Origin of the sequence: Methyloferula stellata AR4, from assembly GCF_000385335.1 — a bacterium.
In the GTDB taxonomy this organism is placed as follows: Bacteria; Pseudomonadota; Alphaproteobacteria; order Rhizobiales; family Beijerinckiaceae; genus Methyloferula; species Methyloferula stellata.
Genome location: NZ_ARWA01000001.1, coordinates 3,384,429 through 3,401,404, shown reverse-complemented (window position 1 = coordinate 3,401,404; position 16,976 = coordinate 3,384,429). Strand labels below are relative to the sequence as shown.

At 60.0% G+C, this 16,976-nt stretch carries 16 protein-coding genes; 7 read left to right on the top strand and 9 right to left on the bottom strand.

The window, feature by feature from the left end; translation table 11 throughout:
* Window positions 1–104: 104 nt before the first annotated feature.
* Window positions 105–1,430 (top strand): dihydroorotase, encoded by a 1,326-nt coding sequence (locus A3OQ_RS0116750; protein ID WP_026595934.1) that lies wholly within the window; start codon window positions 105–107, stop codon window positions 1,428–1,430.
* Window positions 1,431–1,471: 41 nt separating this feature from the next.
* Here the strand turns inward: A3OQ_RS0116750 and A3OQ_RS22805 are convergent, their stop codons facing one another.
* The 3 genes from A3OQ_RS22805 to A3OQ_RS0116735 form a co-directional block, all read right to left on the bottom strand.
* Entirely contained in the window at window positions 1,472–2,209 is a 738-nt protein-coding gene (locus A3OQ_RS22805) for a dienelactone hydrolase family protein (protein ID WP_341872083.1), read from the bottom strand.
* A 65-nt stretch (window positions 2,210–2,274) separates the two neighbouring features.
* On the bottom strand, window positions 2,275–3,612 hold the full coding sequence (locus A3OQ_RS0116740; RefSeq protein ID WP_020176573.1) for an erythromycin esterase family protein: 1,338 nt from the start codon (window positions 3,610–3,612) through the stop codon (window positions 2,275–2,277).
* A 10-nt stretch (window positions 3,613–3,622) separates the two neighbouring features.
* Window positions 3,623–4,189 (bottom strand): HPF/RaiA family ribosome-associated protein, encoded by a 567-nt coding sequence (locus tag A3OQ_RS0116735; RefSeq protein ID WP_020176572.1) that lies wholly within the window; start codon window positions 4,187–4,189, stop codon window positions 3,623–3,625.
* A 272-nt stretch (window positions 4,190–4,461) separates the two neighbouring features.
* Between A3OQ_RS0116735 and A3OQ_RS0116730 the strand changes: the two genes are divergently transcribed.
* Window positions 4,462–4,881, top strand: coding sequence for a CBS domain-containing protein (locus A3OQ_RS0116730; RefSeq protein WP_020176571.1), 420 nt, complete (start codon window positions 4,462–4,464; stop codon window positions 4,879–4,881).
* 202 nt (window positions 4,882–5,083) lie between these two features.
* On the opposite strand, the gene A3OQ_RS25290 is transcribed toward A3OQ_RS0116730, so the two are convergent.
* Window positions 5,084–5,566, bottom strand: coding sequence for a hypothetical protein (locus tag A3OQ_RS25290; RefSeq protein ID WP_020176570.1), 483 nt, complete (start codon window positions 5,564–5,566; stop codon window positions 5,084–5,086).
* Between the two features lie 582 nt (window positions 5,567–6,148).
* Here A3OQ_RS25290 and A3OQ_RS22795 point away from each other — a divergent pair.
* A complete protein-coding gene (locus A3OQ_RS22795) occupies window positions 6,149–6,373 on the top strand; it encodes a hypothetical protein (RefSeq protein WP_020176569.1) in 225 nt (74 codons plus the stop codon).
* 75 nt (window positions 6,374–6,448) lie between these two features.
* On the opposite strand, the gene A3OQ_RS0116715 is transcribed toward A3OQ_RS22795, so the two are convergent.
* From A3OQ_RS0116715 to pdxH, 3 genes are read right to left on the bottom strand one after another with little or no spacing between them, the layout of a single operon-like run.
* Window positions 6,449–7,006: a TIGR02301 family protein gene (locus tag A3OQ_RS0116715; RefSeq protein ID WP_083931682.1), complete on the bottom strand. Its 558-nt coding sequence runs from the start codon at window positions 7,004–7,006 to the stop codon at window positions 6,449–6,451.
* Between the two features lie 14 nt (window positions 7,007–7,020).
* Entirely contained in the window at window positions 7,021–7,485 is a 465-nt protein-coding gene (locus A3OQ_RS0116710) for an NUDIX hydrolase (protein ID WP_020176567.1), read from the bottom strand.
* Window positions 7,482–8,096, bottom strand: coding sequence for a pyridoxamine 5'-phosphate oxidase (gene pdxH / locus A3OQ_RS0116705; protein WP_020176566.1), 615 nt, complete (start codon window positions 8,094–8,096; stop codon window positions 7,482–7,484). The genes A3OQ_RS0116710 and pdxH overlap by 4 nt, the downstream gene beginning before the upstream one ends.
* Before the next feature lie 100 nt (window positions 8,097–8,196).
* On the opposite strand from pdxH, the gene A3OQ_RS0116700 reads away from it, so the two are divergent.
* Both A3OQ_RS0116700 and A3OQ_RS0116695 read left to right on the top strand, forming a co-directional pair.
* A complete protein-coding gene (locus A3OQ_RS0116700) occupies window positions 8,197–8,637 on the top strand; it encodes an RT0821/Lpp0805 family surface protein (protein WP_020176565.1) in 441 nt (146 codons plus the stop codon).
* Window positions 8,638–8,786: 149 nt separating this feature from the next.
* Window positions 8,787–9,758: a DnaJ C-terminal domain-containing protein gene (locus A3OQ_RS0116695; RefSeq protein WP_026595933.1), complete on the top strand. Its 972-nt coding sequence runs from the start codon at window positions 8,787–8,789 to the stop codon at window positions 9,756–9,758.
* 18 nt (window positions 9,759–9,776) lie between these two features.
* Here A3OQ_RS0116695 and A3OQ_RS0116690 read toward each other — a convergent pair whose 3' ends face one another.
* Window positions 9,777–10,676 carry a hypothetical protein gene (locus A3OQ_RS0116690; RefSeq protein ID WP_020176563.1) on the bottom strand — a complete coding sequence of 300 codons (900 nt, stop codon included), beginning with the start codon at window positions 10,674–10,676 and terminating at the stop codon, window positions 9,777–9,779.
* A gap of 8 nt (window positions 10,677–10,684) precedes the next feature.
* On the bottom strand, window positions 10,685–11,224 hold the full coding sequence (locus tag A3OQ_RS0116685; protein ID WP_020176562.1) for a sigma factor-like helix-turn-helix DNA-binding protein: 540 nt from the start codon (window positions 11,222–11,224) through the stop codon (window positions 10,685–10,687).
* A gap of 344 nt (window positions 11,225–11,568) precedes the next feature.
* Between A3OQ_RS0116685 and fabI the strand changes: the two genes are divergently transcribed.
* Both fabI and A3OQ_RS0116675 read left to right on the top strand, forming a co-directional pair.
* A complete protein-coding gene (gene fabI, locus A3OQ_RS0116680; protein WP_051116048.1) occupies window positions 11,569–12,420 on the top strand; it encodes an enoyl-ACP reductase FabI in 852 nt (283 codons plus the stop codon).
* Window positions 12,421–12,741: 321 nt separating this feature from the next.
* Window positions 12,742–16,818, top strand: a complete 4,077-nt coding sequence (locus tag A3OQ_RS0116675; RefSeq protein WP_040581310.1) for a Pls/PosA family non-ribosomal peptide synthetase — start codon at window positions 12,742–12,744, stop codon at window positions 16,816–16,818.
* The last annotated feature ends 158 nt before the right edge of the window (window positions 16,819–16,976 follow it).

The window sequence follows — 16,976 nt, the reverse complement described above, 5'->3', positions numbered from 1 at the left end:
CCCTCGACTTCGATCCTGCTTGCCCATTATGACTTGGGCTGTCGATACCGTTACTTTTCCAACTGCAAGACGCTTGCCAATAAGCCAGCGTCCGGCGAGGGCCCATGCCGCAGACTTACGACGTTCTCCTCAGAGGTGGAACCCTTGTCAATCAAGATGGCGAAAGTCCAAGAGATATAGGGATTTGCGGCGAAAAAATCGCCGGGATAGGGGATTTGTCGCAGGCTTCGGCCGGGCAGTTGATCGACGCCACGGGGCTCCATATCCTGCCAGGCGTGATCGACACCCAGGTGCATTTCCGCGAGCCAGGTTTCGAACATAAGGAAGATTTGGAGTCGGGCTCCCGCTCGGCCGTCCTCGGCGGGGTCACGGCCGTCTTCGAAATGCCGAATACGAACCCGCTGACGACGGGCGAGGCGCAGCTTTCCGACAAGGTCCGCCGCGGCCTCCATAGGATGCATTGCGACTTCGCCTTCTGGGTCGGTGGCACGCATGAAAATGCCAAGCATGTGGCGGAGCTCGAACGGCTTCCGGGTGCCGCCGGGATCAAGGTCTTCATGGGCGCCTCGACGGGGACGCTGCTTGTCGAAGACGATTCCGGCGTCGCCGCCATTCTCGCCCACACGAAGCGGCGCGCCGCCTTTCATTCGGAGGACGAATATCGACTGAACGAGCGCAAGCCGTTGCGCATAGCGAATGATCCTTCGTCGCATCCCGTTTGGCGCGACGAGATCGCCGCTTTGCAATCGACGCAGCGTCTCGTGCGAATCGCGCGCGAGCAGCATGCCCTCATTCATGTGCTGCATGTCTCGACCGCCGAGGAGATCGATTTTCTGAGCGAACACAAGGATATTGCGAGCGTCGAGATCACCACGCATCATCTGACGCTCGATGCCTCCGATTACGCCCGCATTGGCACCAAGCTGCAGATGAATCCGCCGGTGCGCGATTCGAGACATCGCGACCATATCTGGTGGGGAGTGGAGCAGGGTATCGCCGATATTCTCGGCTCCGACCATGCGCCGCATACGCTGGAAGAAAAGGCCAAGCCCTATCCACAGAGTCCTTCAGGTATGCCGGGTGTGCAGACTTTGGTGCCGATCATGCTCGATCACGTCCATGCCGGCCGTCTGACGCTCGCCCGATTCGTCGATATGACCAGTGCCGGCCCTGCACGCCTCTTCGGCATTGCCGGAAAGGGCCGCATCGCGGTTGGTTTTGACGCGGATCTGACGATCGTCGATCTGAAACGGCGCGAGACGATCACGGATCAATGGATCGCGTCACGCGCAGGCTGGACGCCCTATGCCGGCAAGGAGGTCGTGGGCTGGCCCATCGGTACCTTCGTGCGCGGCAAGCAGGTCATGTGGGAAGGCGAGCTGACAACGCCGTCCACAGGCGAGCCGGTCCGCTTCCTGGATACCTTATGAAGGGCGTAGACGCGCAATCGTAATGTACTGCGGCTGGCTTCTTAAAGGACGATGCTGCCCGCGACGGCAAGCTGGCGAAGATGCACGGAAAACCATTTGCTCGCCAATTTGCTGACGGCTTCGAGCGCGCCATGTTCAGAAAAAAGATGCGTGGCACCTGGCACGATGCTCAGCACCTTTGGTGATTTTAGCTGCGCCAAAGCCTGCTGGTTGAGATCGATGACCGCATCATCGTGACCTCCCACGATCAGCAATGTCGGCGCGCGCACTTTGCGCAGAGCGGAACCGGCCAGATCCGGACGGCCGCTGCGGGAAACGACGGCGCTTATCCTGTCGCCGACCCGGGACGCCGCCACGAGCGCTGCCCCCGCGCCGGTGCTCGCGCCAAATAGGCCGAGTGGCAGTTTGGAGAGTTCAGGATCGCGGTCGATCCACTTGATCGCATCGATCAATCGGTCCGCCAGCAAGGATATGTCGAATACGTTGCCGCGATTGCCCTCTTCCTCTGGAGCCAGGAGGTCAAGCAAAATCGTTGCAAAACCGGCATCATTCAATACGGAGGCGACGGCCACGTTGCGCGGGCTGAAACGGCTGGAGCCGCTTCCATGCGCAAATAGAACCACGCCGATAGGGTGGAGAGGCAGCCGCAAAGTACCGTCAAGTCCAAGAGGTGGGATTTGGACTTGACGAACGCTGATTTCAGGTCCGTTCGACATATGGCACCGCCCAATTGGCAAGGCCCCCGTGCGCCATAGTGGACATGGCTTGGGTGTCCACATTGATCAATATCAATATCAAGCGTGGCAGCAGCCGATCTTCGCCGCTGCTCCGCGGGCGATCAGGGTTAAAGGCCGAATGGATATGTATCCGGCGCACCATGCGGCGGGGCGCCGCTGAGCGGTGTCACCGCGACCGTCTCTTCGAACCAGACATAGGCGTCAAACTGGTCCGGCAAGATCGCCTCGAAATAATGGCTCGAAAGCTCGGTCTCCGGCCGATAGATGACCCCGATCGCGCGTTCCAGCCGCGGCTTCGAAAGCGCGTCGCGCAGCTCCTTCTTGTTCCCGCTCCGCCACTCCGTAAGCGAAGCGGGAACGAAAGCCTGGCGAAAGACCCGCTCGTAGCTATCCGGACGCGCGGGCAGGACGGTCTTCACTTTCATGGGACCGCCCCAGTCATCGGCCGCCGCGACCGTACCGCGATCGGTGCCGAAGCCAACGAGTACGGCATCGTCTCCATAGGCCGCCCGGCAGGATTCGCCGATGTTGAACTCGCCCTGCCAGCCCATGGCCGTCGCTGCGGCATTGCCGATGTGCGAATTATGCGCCCAAACAATCGCCTTCGAATCTTTGCCGTGGGCAGCGAGCAGCCGTGTCAAAGTATCGAACATGTGACGGTCACGCAGATTCCAGGAGTCGGTCGCGCTCCGATACATCAGGCGGTAATAATGCTCGGCCGCATGTACGATGCGCGCATTCTGCTCGGCATCGAAAAAGTCTCCTTTCTCGCGCATATAGATAAGCCGCTTGTCGAGCAATGCGCGCAATTGCGCGACGATGCCATCTTCGCAAGGCGACTTGTCGAGGTGAAAAACCGCGCGCCCGTAGCGGGCGGGATCGCCTTGCCAAGCCGTGAGACAGCCATAGCGGATGCGCGCTGCCTTGGCTTCTGCCGGATCGACCCGGTCAAGGTAGGCGAGGACGGCCGCTATGGACGCGTTAAGGCTATAGATGTCGAGCCCTGCGAATTGGACCCGTGCTTCGGAAGGCACTTTCCCGTTGTGAGCACGTAACCATTCGACGAAATCATGCACTTCGACATTGCGCCACATCCATGTCGGAAAGCGTGAAAAGGCTTTTTCCGCCGACGCCTCATGCGCGCCGTGGCGGACATGCCGGTCAATGCGCGCCGCATCCGGCCAATCGGCCTCGACCGCGACGATGTTGAAGCCGTGTTTCTCCACGAGGCGGCGCGTGATTGCGGCCCGGGCTCGATAGAACTGCGACGTGCCATGCGTCGCTTCCCCGAGCAATACGACTTTCGCGTCGCCGAAACGATCGAACATCTGGCCGAATGCGTCGACCTCATCGAGCGATGGCAAAGGTTCGCAATAACGGCGCACGATCGCCGCGGCTTCGTCGGCGCCGGTTGAACGCAGCAGTTCGGCTATGTTCGACGCCATAAGAGCCTCCTCACCCGATGTGATGCTTGCCAATCGGGCTGACCGTGCTCGCCTGCGGGCCCTTTTCTCCTTTTTCCTCGGAGAAGCGGACTTCCGAGCCAACGCTCAACCGGTCGAACGCACCATCGAGAACCGCGTTGCGATGGAAATAGATTTCGCGCCCGTCGTCGGTCTCTATGAAGCCGCAATCTTCGCCAACCACGAATTTCGTCACCCGGCCATGGTCTTCCGGCACATGCACCTTGGTTTGTCCGCGCATATCGCGCGCCGCATCTTCGATCTGCCGTTGCGCCACACCGAAAGCGTTTCTGATCGCCACCAGAATATGTTCGTTTTCGGCCTTATCGCCATGCGATTTGTTGACGATGATATCCTTATGCTCAGGCATTGCCAGACGCAGATCGATCTTGAAGGCTTCGCCTTGATGATGGCGCGAGTGCGGGCCAATGATGGCAAGGTGGCAACTCGTGATGCGGCTGCTGAACTTTTCGAGTTTGCTGATCTGCTTCTCGATCTCGGCGCGAATTTGCTCCGAAGGCTCATAGTTTTGGAAGCTGATCTCGGCTGGGACTTGCATGGAGGCTTCCTTCCTTGCTCGGGATGTTTTGCTTGCAACGATGCCGTCGTCGATCGCGCGCCATTCGTAGAGTTCAATTCAATTTCTTCAGATCGAGGCTGGCTTGGCCATCGCGGCGGATCAAGCTTGAACTCGCCTTTAAACCCGAGCCAACCGCAAACCATCAGACGCGAAGTTACCGCGATTGCATTTGATCAATGTCAATCGCGCTACGCGCCCTATATCCCGCTGACTGCCGTATCGGGGGGCGCTCAGAGACCCAGGAGATAGATATGAAGGTCAAGGACATCATGCATCATGGCGTGCGATCGGTTGAGCAAACCGCGCCGATCATGGAAATTGCGAAGATGATGCGAGACTTCGATGTCGGTGCGATTCCAGTGACATCGAAAGGTCATCTGATCGGCATCGTCACCGATCGCGATATCGCCTGCAGAGCTTTGGCCGATAACGCCAGTTCGAACCAACTGACGGCGAAGGATGTCATGACAAAAAATGCCATCTGCTGTTCGCCCGAGGACGATATCAATTCAGCCGTTCAAACCATGGAATCGAAGAAGATCCGGCGTTTGGCTGTGACCGACGAGCATAATGCGGTCCTCGGCATGCTGAGTCTGGGCGATATTTCGTTCAAGCTCGGCAAACAGGTGTCCGGCGAGGTTTTGTCCGCGGTTTCCGCGCATCACGCCTGAACGATATTTTGCAAAGGCCGGTCTTGGTGGCGGCCCGCGGCGCAAGCGCTAGGCGGTGACAGCCGGATGTCGCCCGAGACTCACTGCTCGGCCTTGTCGCATTCACTCGCGCAGGCCTCCGCGGGGCCTCGCTGATCCGGTGCATTCCGATCTTTGAGGGTGGCGCGCACTTGAAAGAAGTGCGCGCCAAACCAAAGAAGACTCAGCGGATCAGATTGGGATCTTCCTTGACCAGCTCGTACTTCGGGCCGCCGTCCTCGCATTGATTGCATATCGGGAACTTGTGTCCCTTCACCATCTTCACTTCATGCGGCTGCTTGTGCTGTCTGTCGTGATGGGCCAAATAGATCCCCGTAACTGTACACGGCAGGCCCGTCTTCTCCTTCATTGTGGTTTCCTGCTTGCCGTCATGCACGCCGAACACCGGCTTGACGTCGCGCCATTTGAAACCCGCGCTCGGATCAGCAACCTGAATTTCCCGCTCGGGGATCAGCTTTTCGCAGAGATCAATGCAGATCTGCTCGATCGGCGCGTCAGTATCGTTTTCTTCGGTCATGCGATCGATCGACATTTCGCCGAACTCTTCACCGTCAATGATGTGCATGATGAACACTTCTTCGTGGCCCGGCGCGCCATGATAGTTTGTTCTGAAGATTTCACCCTTATACTCGAATTCGCGTATCATGTTTCCCCGCCGACTCTTCTCAGTTGGGTTAGCGACAATATGAAATAGACCGCTGCGATCTACGAAGCGTGGCGACCATAAACATGGGGCTTGACCGAGGTCAAGTCGCTCATACTACCCTGCTTTCAGGCAATGTGATGTTTCATTCAAAGCTTGCCGCAAAAAAAATATCTTTTAGTAGAATATAAATAGATGGATAAAGAATATAAAAGGCACCCAAGTTTTTTGTATTTATTCATTTCCGTCTGCGCCGAAAATAACACCATTCTGAAATACTCGATTTGTAAAATACACTCAGATATACGTATCTATTCTTATGAGTTTGAGCATGGCATTTAGCGGAGCGAAGGAATCCAGACTAGAACAACAGTTTCAGACGATGACTGGATTGCTTCGTCGCCATAGCCCGTCATTTATGACTGGCCTCACGCTTCGTAGATCGCAGCAGATGGATCCTGATCCATATTGTCGCTAACCCAACTGAGAAGGGTCGGCGGGAACATGATTTGAGAATTTGAATACAAGGGCGAAATCTTCAGGGTCAACGCGCATGGCGCTCCGGGCCACGAAGAGATTTTCATCATGCATCTCATCGATGGTGAGGAATTCGGCGAAATGTCGATCGATCGCATGACGGAGGAAAACGACATGGAGGCCCCGATCGAACAGATTTGCATCGACCTCTGCGAGAAGTTGATTCCCGAACGTGAGATTCAATGCGCCGATCCGAGCGCTGGCTTCAAGTGGCGCGAGGTGAAGCCTGCTTTCCAAGTTCATAGTGGCAAACAGGATCACATGAACGAGTAATCGCTCGTCCGATCGCTATCTATTAAAACACCAGGGTGCGGCCATCGTCCGCGCCCTGGTGTTTTTGTGTGAGCGTTACGACGCACCATAGCGATTGGCGACATCATGCGCGATCTTCTCGCCTTCCGCCAAAAAGCGCTTGATGATGACCTGTGCATTAGGGGTGCAGGCCCGGTAGGAAATTTCATAGCCGTGGAAACCGCGGTTATAGGCACCGGCCAAATGCTCCTTGCGCGTCGCGGTCTTGGCTTCGGAGTCGAGAAGCGCCTGCATCCGGCCGCGCCAGGTCTCCGCATCCGAATGTCCACAAATATCTCGCAGATAGGTCAAGGCGCCGAGGATTTCGGAGAGCCGTAAAAGCTCCGGCTCATAGGGCGGCGGTGGCTCGTCCGCGCCGGATGCCGGCGCGGCCTCGGTTTTCGACGCGTCCGGCTTCGGCACGGCCGCCTGCGGCGCCAGCCGGCGCGGCCGCGGCCAATGCGGTCGCGGTGCGGCCTGGGGTGCCGGTTGCGGGGCGCCGAAGCTGAAAGGCGAGGATTGCGCCCCCGGCCAGCCCTGCGCGAGTGAGGCACTGCAACTCAAGCAGAGGGCGGTCAGAGCGGCGGCGAAACGCCGCGACCTGCGATGAGTCATCGAAGCGTTTGGCATCAACTCCCTCGCGTCTGGCCGGCCGACAGCGCTTTCGCGCTCTCGATCACATAAGCGAGCCTCGGAGTTAACGGCAGGTTGCTGATCGCCTCAGTGGGGGTCCAAAGGATTTCGCCGACCTCCTCGTTCATGCGGCCGCTACCCGAAACCCAGGCGCCGGCGAAATTCGCGATGACGAAATGGCGTTTCACGCGCGCCTCCGTATCGTGCTCGATCATTTCGACATGCCGGTTGAACGTGAGCGGACCCGCTTTCATCTCGACTTCTTCCCATAATTCGCGCCGTGCGGCCTCTTCCAAAAGCTCGCCGCATTCGACAAGGCCGCCTGGCAGCGAGAAAAGATTTTCGAGCGGCGGCCTGGCGCGTTTGACGAGCAGCACCTCGTCGTCGCGAAACAAGGCGATGCTGACCGCAAGGAGCGGGTAGGCCGGATAGAGGCGTCCGTCCTCTTTGGTCTGCGTCACGGATAGAGCCTCTCTTTGGTCCAGGGCGCGTCGAGCCCGTCGCGGCTGAACCTGATGCGGTTATGCAGACGGAACGTTCCATCCGCCCAGAACTCCACGGCGAGCGGCTGGATGCGGTAGCCGACCCAATAAGGCGGGCGTGGAATTTTGCCGATTGCATAGGTGAGCGCGAATTTGGCGACGGCGGTTTCGAGCGCGAAGCGGCTTTCGAGCGGCCGCGATTGCTGGCTCGCCCAAGCCCCGATCCGGCTCTCACGCGCGCGGCTGTCGAAATAGGCGTCGGCCTCGGCATCGCTCACGCGCTCGACCGGACCGCGAAAACGGACCTGCCGGCGCAGGGATTTCCAATGCAGAACCGCGGCGGCCTTCATATTCGCCTCGAGCTCGCGGCCTTTCGCGCTTTCCGCATTGCTATAGAATGTAAATCCGGTGGGGGTGGCCGATTTCAGGAGCACCATGCGGACATCTGGCAGACCTGTGGTATCGACGGTGGCAAGCGCCATCGCATCCGGGTCGTTCAGCTCGCTCTTTTTCGCGTCCTCGAACCAACTTTCGAAGAGAGCGAAGGGCTCCGCTGCTTCGGTGAAGTCACTGCCTATTAACGTTTTCAATGCTACCCCTCGTTGGTACTGCGGCTGTGTGACAGGTGAGGGCGTGCGCCCCAATCGGACTTACGGATCTTTCCAGACTCATTATAGCAGCCGGGACGGCTTGGCGCGGTCCTCGTGGCCGGGCTTTGGCGCAGGCTGCTTCATCGTTGTCGCGGCGCTTGCATCTTCCGGCTGTTCCATCTCCATGCCGATCCCCTCGCTTGTCAGCCATACCGACGAGGACGTCACTGCCTCGATTTCGCGGCCGCTTTTTGCCGAGTCGCTCGGCCCCGAGGACGCGCGGCGCGCCAAAGCAGCTATGACCACGGCGCTCGATCCGCAAGGCGCCGGATCGACCGTCGCTTGGAGCAACCCCGATTCGGGAGCCAAAGGGAATTTTGTCCCGGTCGGCAAGGCCTATCCCGAAAACGAACGTGTTTGCCGTGCCTTCCTGGCCGAAATCGATCTCAAAGGCGGCGACAAGTCGCTGCAGGGTACGGCCTGCGCCGACAAGGACGGCAATTGGACCGTCACCGACACAAAGCCCTGGAAGAAGACCTGATATAGGCTTGATCTCGCTCATTTTATGCGCGCGGACTCGAGCTTAACCTGCGATGAGAGTCTTGCGGCCGGTAAATTCTCACCCAAATTATGAGCGAGACATGTGCGCTTGCGCCGACTCAGGGCGGGCGCGGAAATTGGGCTCTTTCAATGCGTGATCCATATACAGTTTTAGGTGTGCCGAAGACGGCCGACGCGGCCGAAATCAAAAAGGCATATCGCAAGCTCGCCAAAAAATTCCATCCCGACCAGAGCACCGATGCCAAGGCGAAAGACAAATTCGCCGAGATCGGCTCCGCCTATGAGATCATCGGCGACGAGAAGAAACGCGGCGCTTTCGACCGGGGCGAAATCGATGCCGAAGGCAAGCCGCGGTTTCAAGGCTTCGAGGGTTTTGGCGCGGGCGGTCCGGGTGCACCGGGATTCCGCCAGCAGGCGCCCGGCGGCGGCTATGAGCATTTCGAATTCGATCTCGGCCGGGGCGGCGGCCGGGGTGGCGGCGGCGGTTTCGACCCAAGCGATCTCTTCGCCGATCTTTTCGGCAATGCCGCGCGGCGGGGCGGCGGCGGCCAGCAAACGCGTCAGCCGCAGAAAGGCGCCGATGCCGCAGCGAGTGTCACGATCGGTCTGGCTGAGGCCGCGAAAGGCACTACAGCGCGCGTCGAGCTTCCGACCGGGCGCACACTCGACATCTCCGTGCCGGCCGGCATGGAAGACGGCAAGCAGATCCGTCTCAAGGGGCAGGGCTATCCCTCGCCTGTCGGCGGCGAAGCGGGCGATGCGATGGTGACCGTCCAGATCGCCAAGCATCCTTACTTCAAAGTGGATGGGCGCGATCTGCGGCTCGATCTGCCGGTCGCGCTTTATGAGGCCGTGCTTGGCGCCAAGGTCAATGTGCCGACGCTGAGCGGCGCCGTCGAACTCGCCGTGCCGGCTGGCAGCAGCGGCGGCCGCACCTTGCGGCTGCGCGGCAAGGGCCTGCCCAGTGCGCAAGGTGGAACCGGCGATCTTTTCGTGACGTTGCGGATCGTTCTGCCGGAGACGGCAGACCCTGAACTCGTCGCCTTGATGCGCAAGTGGGAAGCCGAGAAGCCCTATGATCCGCGCAAGGATCTGACCTAGCTTCGCCCCGCGAACAAATCAGCGGGCCGGGTTCGACATCCCGACCCGCGTATGGATGCGTTGGGCAACGTCGAGAAGCGCCGTCTCGGACAGGCGTCCCCCTAGAGCGAAATGGCCGATCCGTTCCGGCCAATCGACCGAACGCAGCGGCGGCACCTCCGTCGTGCGGTAGTTGAAGCTTTGGGCCGACGAAGCCTTTTCGAGGCAGAGCGTCAGGGGCTCGCCGGCTTTGGTGGACAGGAACAGGCAAAGAGCCGGATCGCTGGCTGCCGTCCCGATCTGAAAGCCCTCGACCGATAGCTCCAACGCGGCCAAATCCTGGAAGAGCATGGGAGCAGGATTGAAATCGGCGCGGGTGCCTTTCGAAATCATCTCGTCCCTGATTTTGAGGCTTGTCTCCGCTGTCGGGCTCTTCTCGCGAAGCCCGGCGATTTCGAGTGTTTGAAACGGCAAAGGCAAGTCGGCCGCCGTCCTTGCAATCGAAGTCGGGTGGTTTGGAAACAGCTCCGCAAGCGGGCTGGAGAGATGTGGCGTCACGAGTGCCGCCATCATGCCGCCGGCGAAGGCAATTCCGATCGCGGCGCAGAGCTTGGCGAGATCGGATGCCTTCCAGGCTTGCGGCGTCAATTCATCGCCCTCGCGCGCACCTGCCGCCGTCGCGGGGATAAGCCGGACCAAACTGTCGTTGCGCAGGTTGCGGGTGGGGGTCAGAGACAGAGAGAGCGGGATGGGCTCATGCTCGATCTTGCCGAAACTGGCGCGAATGAGTTCGTTCTGACAGCGCCAGGTTTCGACGCGTGCGGCATCCGCCGGAGACGCCGCGAGAAGCGCGAGAATGGCCGCATTGGTTTGCGCATCCGTCTCGCCGTCGACGAATGCATGGAGATCTTCTTCGCTGACGAGCGGCAGAGTCGCCACGGCTTTTCCTATTTGATCACGCGCAGATAAGGTGGACGCCGCGGCTGCGGGCCGGGGCTGACCTTGGCGCCGATGGAATTCGACAAGGCGGCGCGGGCATGCGCCAGGCGGATGATCAGCATGCCGCGCGAGATCCGCAAAATATGCGACGCCTGCCCATAGCTGAAGCCTTCGAGAACGACCAAGAGCAGCGCTTCGCGTTCTTCCAGCGTGAGGGCGGCGAGCCCGGCGCCCAAACCGCCTGGCGGATGCCCGTGCCCCACGGGCTTGTCGCTGATCGTGCTGCCGTAAAGACTGCGGCTTTCGCCGGCCGCCGTCGCGCCATGTAGGCGGTTTTGTGCGTCGCGATAAAATTGTGTCAGCAGCGAATAGAGCCAGACCGTCATATCGGATCTGGGGTTCAAGGGGCCCGTCTGCAGCGCATGCATGAGGGTGCGCTGGACCAGCGCGTCCGCCGTTTCGCTCGGGATATGGACGACATTGGACAGCGCCTGCGCATAACGGCGCAGGCGCGGCGTCAGGAGGCCCAAATCGTCGCGTAAGCTCACCTCTGCGCTCCGCTCTGGCGCTTTCCATCTGGGCGGAAAGCGATTCCCGTGGTTTCCAAACGCCTGAGTCCAGCTACAAATCGCTTGAGGTCCCGAGCAAAATGGGATGGATATCCCTGCTCGCCGCAAGCTGGCTGGGGGCCAAGCCTAGCTCTAAAGCTTAATCATAGAGCGCTCCGCGCCGCCTGCCTATGGTTGTAAATGAAAATCATGTCATTTCGTGCGAGGGAAGGTGGTATTTCCACAAACCTTCGGACTTGCGCTAAGCAAAGCCAACCCTTAAACGCGGCAGGTCCCCGCGGCCTTTCCTGGCCCGCCTTTCCTCCTCTTGGTCCGGATTGAGTATGACGCAGCCGGAAATAACGGTCACCGGATCTCCCCAGCACGGCATTTTGGCGGGGAAACGCGGTCTGGTGTTGGGCGTTGCCAATAACCGGTCCATTGCCTGGGGTATTGCCAAGGCGGCTGCCGGTGCCGGCGCCGAACTCGGCTTTACCTTCCAGGGCGAGGCGCTCGAGAAACGGGTGCGGCCTCTCGCCCAGGAACTCAATGCCCAGGTCCTTGGTCCTTGCGATGTGACCGACGTCGCCTCCGTGGATTTTATTTTCGCCGAAATCGCCCGGATTTGGGGCAGGCTCGATTTCGTCGTCCATTGTGTCGCTTTTTCCGACAAGGATCAGCTGACCGGGCGCTATGTCGACACGACGGCGGATAATTTCGTCAATTCGATGCTGATCTCCTGCTATTCCTTCACAGCCATCGCCCAGCGGGCCGAAAAGCTGATGACTGATGGCGGCTCGATGCTGACGCTCACCTATTACGGCGCCGAAAAATGGATGCCGCATTATAACGTCATGGGGGTGGCGAAGGCCGCGCTCGAGGCCTCGGTGCGCTATCTGGCGGCCGATCTCGGCGAGAAGAACATTCGCGTCAACGCGATTTCGGCGGGACCGATCAAGACCCTGGCCGCGTCCGGCATCGGCGATTTCCGCTATATCCTGAAATGGAACGAATATAACGCACCGCTGCGGCGGTCCGTGACGATCGAGGAGGTCGGCGAAAGCGCGGCTTTTCTGCTGTCCCCGATGGCACGCGGCATCACCGGCGAAATCCTGCATGTCGATGCGGGCTATCATGTCGTCGGCATGAAAAATCCGGCGGCACCCGACATTTCGGTTCAGAACAATAAGGACTGAGCGCATTGATCCGGAAAGGGAGCTCCTTTCTGGCCGCCGCGATTCCTTCGACCGGCTTCTTCAGCCGCTCTTCGTCGATTGGCGCGCCTGGCCCTTGCTCCCGCCATTCATCAGAAATTCAGATTAAGTATCTGATAAATGTGTTGTTGTAGGGAGCTGACACCTGCGGCATCGTCAGGCACGGCTGTCACAATCCCTTGCTAGGCATCCAATCCACCTCCAGTCATTTACCACAAAGAACCTGCCAGGATATAAGGTTAGGCTCGGATGAGGGTTCCGAGTTTTCACCCGCCGCACGCGTTGGCCGACCTCGAAAGCGATATGGCTCTGTACCAGACGGTCAAAGACGAAGGCGTGACATTAGCTTCTGTGGCGTCGGAGAGTCCCGCGGCGAAGGCTGGTCTGCGCGGTCCGGTTCGTCCGCACCTGATCCGCGACGAGCTCTTGTCCGAAATCTTCGCCGCCACCGTCCGCGCCGATCCGCAAGCCGTCGCCATGATCACGCCCGAGGCTCGGCTCACCTATGGAGAGGTCGAGGCACAGGCCGAAGCCATAGCGCGCGGCCTTTATCATCGCGGTGTACGCCCCGGCCATGTCGTCGGCCTCTGGATGGCGCGCGGCCAGGATCTCCTGATCGCCCAGATCGGCATCGCCAAGACAGGCGCCGCCTGGCTGCCCTTCGACGCGGATGCGCCCGCCGACCGCGTCGCGACCTGCCTTACCGATGCACAAGCCTCACTGCTGCTGACGGCACCGTCCTTCGTCGAGACCGCGCGCGCGCATGCTGCTTGCCCCATCGTGATCCCGGCCGATCTCATCGACCCGACCGATCGCACCAAGGTCGATGCGCGCGTGCTCGGCGCGACGCCGGATCACCCGGCCTATCTCATCTATACGTCGGGCTCGACCGGCATGCCGAAAGGCATCGTCATTTCGAGCCGCAATATTTGTCATTATTTGCGCGCCGCCAATGAAGTCTACCGGCTGAGCGAGAACGATATCGTTTTCCAGGGCGCCTCGGTCGCCTTCGATCTCTCCATGGAAGAAATCTGGCTTCCCTATCTCGTCGGGGCGAGCCTCTTCGTCGCGACGCCGGAGATTATGGCGGAAGCCGACAAGCTCCCGGATCTTCTCGAAGCCTATGGCGTCACCGTGCTGGACACGGTCCCGACTCTGCTGTCGCTTCTGCCGCGCGATGTCGCAACCTTGCGGATCATCATTTTGGGCGGCGAAGCCTGTCCGCCCGCGCTCGGTGCCCGCTGGTGCAAGGCCGGGCGCACCATCTTCAATTCCTACGGGCCTACCGAGGCGACCGTCGTTGCGACGATCTCGGAAGTCCATCCGAATGAGCCGGTCACGATCGGACAGCCGATCCCGAATTACACCTGCTATGTGGCAGATGACGAGTTGCGGCTCCTCGGAGCAGGCATCGAGGGTGAGCTCCTGATCGGCGGACCCGGCATTGCTACGGGCTATCTCAACCGCGAGACGCTGACGGCGGAAAAATTCATCGCCAACCCGTTCGATGCGACGGCTTCGGACGGACGGCTTTACCGGTCGGGCGATGCCGTTCTCATCGATCCGCAGGGCAACCTCATCTTTCGCGGCCGGATCGACGATCAGGTCAAAGTGCGCGGCTTTCGCGTGGAGCTCGGGGAGATCGAAGCCAAGCTCACCGATCTGCCGCAGATTTCGCAAGCCGCCGTCGTCCAAAGAGGCGAAGCGGGCGTCGAAGAACTCGTGGCCTTCGTCGTCGCCGTCGCGGGGGCCGCACTCGATCCCGCCACCATGCGCAATCTTCTGCGCGCCCATTTGCCGGCCTATATGCTGCCGAACCGGTATGAGCCGGTGGACAGCCTGCCGCGGCTGCCGTCGGGCAAGGTCGACCGCAATTTCCTGAAGAAGGTCGAGCTGCACTCCGTTGGGAGCAACGAAGTCCAGGAAGATCCCCGCACCGAAACCGAAGCCAAGCTGCTTGCCGCGGCGCAGCGTGTCTTGCCGCCGCAAGCCATCCCGTTCGATGCGGATTTCTTCACCGATCTTGGCGGTCATTCGCTGCTCGCCGCGCGTCTCATCTCGATCGTGCGCGAAACGCCGGCGCTCGCAGGCATTACGTTGCAGGACGTCTATACGGCGCGCTCCTTGCGCTTGCTCGCGGACCTGCTCGACAAAAAATCGGGCGATATCGGGCCGCCGCGCGATCTGTCCTTCACGCCGCCGCCGTTTCTGCGGCATTTCCTCTGCGGCCTCGCGCAATTGATCGTGCTGCCGATCATTCTCGGGCTCGTGACGGCGGAATGGCTCGGGGTTTTCGTGAGCTATATGCTGCTCACGGATACGGATGCGTCGATCTTCGAGGAAGTGGCCTCGCTGCTCGGCGTTTATATCTCGATCAATATCGCGATTCTGGTGATTGCGATTGCCGCCAAATGGGCAATCATCGGCCGGACCAAACCGGGCCGCTATCCGCTTTGGGGCGTTTATTATTACCGCTGGTGGCTGTCCAAGCGCTTTTTAGGACTGGTCCACACCAGATGGTTTCACGGCACGCCGCTTTTGCCGCTTTACATGAAGGTGGTCGGCGCGAAGATCGGCAAGGATACACTTCTCGCCGAAATCGAGGCGGGTGCCTTTGACCTGATCAGCATCGGCGATGGCGCCAATATCGGCTCCTTCGCGACTTTCGCCAATGCGCGGGTCGAAGGCAATGAACTCATCATCGGCGAGATTACGATCGGCCGGGACGCCTATATAGGCTCGTCCTGCGTGATCGAAGAAAACGTCGTCCTGGACGAGGGCGCCGAATTGCGCGACCTGACGTCGATCGGCGCCAATACGCATGTTGGCGCCTGGGAGGTTTGGGACGGATCGCCGGGAACCAAAGTCGGCATTGTCGATCAGGCCGCGCTTGATCCGCAGGCCACGGCGTCGCCGCTGCGTCGCACTGTGATGAATGCGCTTTATACGCTCATGCTTCTCGTCATTCCGCCGCTTGGGCTTTTGCCGATCATTCCAGCCTTCTGGGTCTTCGACAAGATCGACGATCTGATCGGCATCGCCGATGTCGACCGGGGGCTCTACATGGCCATGATCCCGGTCATGGCCTGGCCGACGGCTTTTGTCACCGTGCTCGCCACGGTCGGCTTTATCATCCTGTTCCGCTGGATCGTTTTGCCGAGCGTGAAGGAAGGCACCTATTCGATCCATTCCTGGTTCTATTTCCGCAAATGGTCGGTTGCGCTCGCGTCCGAAATCACGCTCGAAACACTCTCCTCGCTCTTTGCGACCATCTATATGCAGGGCTGGTACCGGCTGATGGGCGCCAAGATCGGCAAGGACGCGGAGATTTCCACCAATCTGTCCGGCCGCTACGACCTTGTCGAGATCGGCGAGAAATGTTTCATCGCCGACGAGGTCGTGCTCGGCGACGAGGAGATCCGCCGCGGCTGGATGTATCTGAAACATGTGAAGACCGGCTCGCGGGTCTTCGTCGGCAACAGCGCCGTCGTGCCGGCCGGCGCCGAAATCCCCAATAATGCGCTGATCGGCATCAAGTCGAAGCCACCGGCGAATGAATTGATGAGCCCCGGAGATACGTGGTTCGGCTCGCCGCCGATCAAGCTGCCCGTGCGGCAAAGATTCGATACGGGCAATGCCAATTGGACCTATGAGGCGCCACGCTGGAAGAAATTCGCAAGAGCTGGTTTCGAGGCGATCACAATATCGATGCCGACCATGCTCTTCATTACGTTCGGCACCTGGGCGGTCGAATGGTTCAGCCGGGCCGTGATTGAGGGCCACTATGCCGAGGTTGCGAAGCTTTTCATCATCTCGGCTGTGGCGATCACGCTCGGCCTGACGGCGGTGGTCGTTGCGATCAAATGGCTGACCATGGGCCGCTATGAGCCGATGACGAAGCCCATGTGGTCCTGGTGGGCGATGCGGACCGAGGCGGTCGCGGTGATCTATGCCGGCATGGTCGGGCGCGTGCTGCTCGACCATCTGCGCGGCACCCCGTTCCTGCCTTGGATCTTGCGGGTTTTCGGTGCCAAATTCGGCCGCGGCGTCTATATGGACATGACCGACATCACCGAGTTCGATTGCGTGACCGTCGGCGATTATGCGGCGCTGAACTCCATGTGCGCCCTGCAGACGCATCTTTACGAGGACCGGGTGATGAAGGTCGGCCGTATCCATGTCGGCAAGGGCGTGGCGGTCGGCGCGGGCTCGACCGTTCTTTACGACACGCATGTCGGCGATTATGCGCGGCTCGGACCTCTGACCCTCGTCATGAAGGGCGAGCACATTCCGGCCAATTCGGAATGGGTCGGCTCTCCGGCTGAGCCGAAGGCGGTTGAAAAAGCAATCCAGAAAGAACCCGTAAAGGCTGCTGCCTGAAGGGTTTTTGCGCTTCGGGCCAGGCTGCGCTTCATCTTTCGTATGAGCTTTAAGGGTCATACAAAGGGATTGGTTAAACCTTCTCCCTGTGGGAGAAGGTGCCGAGCGAATGCGAGGCGGATGAGGGGTTACGGTCCCTCAATTGCTGCATCGCAACC